Genomic DNA, 544 nt, shown 5'->3' with positions numbered 1-544 from the left:
CTAAGGGCGGGCGCTAGTGCAACTCACATAACTACTGGACCGAATCTAGGGGGTCACTCCACGTCGTTGCTCGGACGCTCGGCGATCAACGACTCTATGAATGAAACCTGCTCACTATCGATGTCGTAGCGCTCATAGAGGTCACGATCAGTCCAGACTCGATCCATCGAGAGCCTTGGGACAAACAGGTAGGAGTCGCGAGTGATGTTCTGGGTGATCTTGCGAAGCGAGACGAGGAATCGAACGAAGCGCGTCCGCATGTAGATGGCCAGATTCCGAGCCTCTGTTTCGGAGTCCACAACCCCGATCACGAGGTAGGTCTCGGTACACGNTCGGAGTCCACAACCCCGATCACGAGGTAGGTCTCGGTACACGCGGTACCTGGGCCGGCCACGACCGGTTCGCCCAGAATCGTAACGTCATCGCGGCCACTCGTTCCGTGGGCCTTGACCAATAAGACCTTCCACTTGTCGACCCATTCGACGTTGCTCGTAATCGCAGATCGCTCCATGTACGACTCAGTCTGGTTTCCATACACCAGGGA

1 protein-coding gene is annotated in these 544 nt (G+C 56.7%); it reads right to left on the bottom strand.

Going from position 1 to position 544, the window contains the following annotated elements; all coding sequences use genetic code 11:
• Nucleotides 1–53: 53 nt before the first annotated feature.
• Nucleotides 54–311: a hypothetical protein gene (locus IEW13_RS17250; protein ID WP_188552138.1), complete on the bottom strand. Its 258-nt coding sequence runs from the start codon at nt 309–311 to the stop codon at nt 54–56.
• Nucleotides 312–544 lie beyond the last annotated feature (233 nt).

This window comes from Sediminivirga luteola (assembly GCF_014639315.1).
Lineage (GTDB): Bacteria > Actinomycetota > Actinomycetes > Actinomycetales > Brevibacteriaceae > Sediminivirga > Sediminivirga luteola.
The sequence above is the reverse complement of the archived record's forward strand: the minus strand, read 5'-3'. Positions and strand labels throughout refer to the sequence as shown.